The organism is Pseudonocardia sp. SID8383, assembly GCF_009864975.1.
GTDB classification, from domain to species: domain Bacteria; phylum Actinomycetota; class Actinomycetes; order Mycobacteriales; family Pseudonocardiaceae; genus Pseudonocardia; species Pseudonocardia alni.
Genome location: NZ_WWFY01001057.1, coordinates 1 through 2,758, shown reverse-complemented (window position 1 = coordinate 2,758; position 2,758 = coordinate 1). Strand labels below are relative to the sequence as shown.

The 2,758-nt window shown below is 76.8% G+C and carries 2 protein-coding genes and 1 pseudogene; all 3 read left to right on the top strand.

Going from position 1 to position 2,758, the window contains the following annotated elements:
* A pseudogene (locus GTW08_RS25620) lies at positions 1–514 on the top strand (NAD/FAD-dependent oxidoreductase); the annotation flags it as partial.
* Between the two features lie 40 nt (positions 515–554).
* Positions 555–2,042 (top strand): FAD-binding oxidoreductase, encoded by a 1,488-nt coding sequence (locus tag GTW08_RS25615; protein WP_161152645.1) that lies wholly within the window; start codon positions 555–557, stop codon positions 2,040–2,042.
* A gap of 60 nt (positions 2,043–2,102) precedes the next feature.
* Positions 2,103–2,758: hypothetical protein (locus tag GTW08_RS25610; RefSeq protein ID WP_202417683.1), on the top strand; the 656-nt coding region annotated here is incomplete at its 3' end.

The window sequence follows — 2,758 nt, the reverse complement described above, 5'->3', positions numbered from 1 at the left end:
GCTGGCGATGCCCGACCCGCAGGCCGCCTGGCTGCTCGACCCGGACACCCCCGCGGGCGCCGCGGTCGCCGGGCGGGAGTGGAACCCGGTGCTCGCCCTGACCGCCGGGTTCGCCGCGCGGGACTGGCCGCGGCTGCCCGCCGCGTTCGTCAACGACCACCCCGTCCTGTCCCTCGTCGCCGACGACGGCGACCGCCGCGGCGACGACGCCCCGGTACTCGTCGCGCACTCCACCGGCGACCTCGCCCGCGCCCACGACCCCGACCCCGCCGGCGCGGTGCCCGCGATGACCGCCGCCGTCCGGGAGCTGCTGGGCATCACCGCCGAGCCGGACTGGACGCACGTGCACCGCTGGCGCTTCGCCTCCCCCGCCGGCACGCGGGAGCAGACCTTCCACCTCGACGACGACGGCGTCGCCCTGGCCGGGGACGGCTGGGGCCGGTCCCGGGTGCAGACGGCCTGGCTGTCCGGGCTGGAGCTGGCCGGGGAGCTCGCGGGACGCCTGGGTCGCTGAGCCCTGGCCGCGTCGGTGTCGGCGACCTACCGTCGTGGGCATGCCCGACCGCGCCACCGCTGCCGCCCCCGTCGTCGTCGAACCGGAGGGACGGCCGTTCGGCGGGTCCACCGTGCCCGCGGAGCTCGACGCCTCCGGCCCGGACGCCGCCGGGCGCGCGGTGCTCGCCGAGCTGGCCGCCGCGCTCGACGCCGACCGGGTCCTCACCGACCCCGATGTCGTGCGCCCCTACGTCCACGACGAGGCCGAGTGGGCCGAGTACGGAACGCCGCTCTGCGTGGTGCGGGCACGGACCACCGCCGACGTCGCCGCGACCGTGCGGGCCTGTGCGGCCCACCGGGTCCCGGTCGTCGCGCGGGGCGCGGGCACCGGGCTGTCCGGCGGGGCGAACGCGGTCGACGGCTGTGTCCTGGTCAGCCTGGAACGGATGACCGCGATCCGGGAGATCTCGGCGGGGGAGAGGCTCGCCGTCGTCGAACCGGGGGTGGTCAACGACGACCTGCGGGCCGCCTGCGCGGAGCAGGGCCTCTGGTACCCGCCGGACCCGGCGTCGGCGCCCTGGTCGACGATCGGCGGCAACGTCGCGACCAACGCGGGCGGGCTGTGCTGCGTGAAGTACGGCGTCACCCGCGACTACGTGCTCGCCCTCGAGGTCGTCACCGCCACCGGTGAGGTCGTGCGGCTCGGGCGGCGCACCGCGAAGGGGGTCGTCGGCTACGACCTCGCCGGTCTGATGGTCGGCTCGGAGGGGACGCTCGGGATCATCACCGAGATCACCGTGAAGCTGCGCCCGGCCCGCCCGGCCGCACCGCGCACCGTCGTCGGGTTCTTCGACTCCCTCGCCGACTGCGGGGCCGCGGTCGCCGCCGTCACCGAACAGGGGCTGCAGCCCGCGGTGTTCGAGCTGGTCGACCGGGAGTGCCTGGCCGCGGTCAACGCGTGGCGCAACGCGGGCCTGCCGACCGGTGCCGCGGCGCTGCTGATCGCCCAGACCGACCTGCCCGAGCCCGCCGCACAGGCCGAGGCCGACGCGATCCTGGCCGCGTTCACCGCGCACGGGGCGACCGAGGCGATGGCCTCGACCGACGAGACCGAGTCCGAGGCGCTGTTCGCCGCCCGCCGGATGGCCTACCCGGCGCTGGAGCAGCTCGGGATGGGGATGCTGACCGAGGACGTCTGCGTCCCCCGGCCGCGGATGGCCGAGATGCTCGCCCGGATCGAGGACATCGGCCGTCGCCGCGGGGTCCGGATCGCGACCGTCGCGCACGCCGGCGACGGGAACCTGCACCCGCTGATGCTCACCCCGCACGACGACCCGGACGCCCGGGACCGCACCCGCGCCGCGTTCGACGAGATCATCGGCGCGGCCGTCGAGCTGGGCGGGACGGTCACCGGCGAGCACGGCGTCGGCCTGCTCAAGCGCGACGGGATGGAGCGCGAGCTCGGCCCGGAGGTGCTCGCCCTGCAGCGGGCGGTGAAGGCGGCCCTCGACCCGGACGGCATCCTGAACCCGGGCAAGGCCGTCTGAACCGGCCGCATCGCCCGGATGGCCGCGCGTGATCGTCCCCGTACCGGGGAACTCCGGAGGATGAGTACGACCGACCCGGCCCTGGTCCCGTCCGCGCTCGCCCTGACCTACCGGGGTCCGGCGCACACCGGTGCGCCGCGGCTGTCCGGCGTGGACGGCGTGCACGAGGTGGTGCCGGTGGTGGCGGCCGAGGTCCGCGAGGTCGAACGCCTCGACACCGCCGACCTGCGGCTGTTCTCCGCGGGCATCGAGCTCGTCGTCGAGCACGTGGTGCCCGACCGGGCCTCGGTGGTGGCGCCCGGCTCGACCTGGGTGCTGCGGCTGCCCGACGCCGGCCCCGACGACGACCTGCGCGTCCCGCTGTCCGGCAGCGAGGTCGAGGGCGTCGCCGACCGGTCGGTCCCCGACGGCATCGACGCGCTCGTCCGCCGGGTTCGCGGCGACGCGCCGCTGGTGCCGGTGGGCCGGGTGCACGTCACCCGCACCGTCAGCAGGATGCGCGACGGCGCCGGGCGCGACCTGGCCACCCTGACCCGCGAGCAGGTCGACGTCGCGACGCTGGGCGGGTCCGCGACCGTCGAGAGCTGGACCGAGGCCGTCGTCGAACCGGGGACGGCCGGGACCGCCCTGCTGCAGCAGCTCGACGACGCCCTGCGCACCACCGGCCTCGTCCGTGCCCCGCGCGGCGGCTCCGCCCGGCTGACCGCGCTGCTGGC

Excerpts from the sequence above, each read along its gene's own strand:
- GTW08_RS25615 (WP_161152645.1), top strand. The coding sequence starts at position 555 with ATGCCCGACCGCGCCACCGCTGCCGCCCCCGTCGTCGTCGAACCGGAG.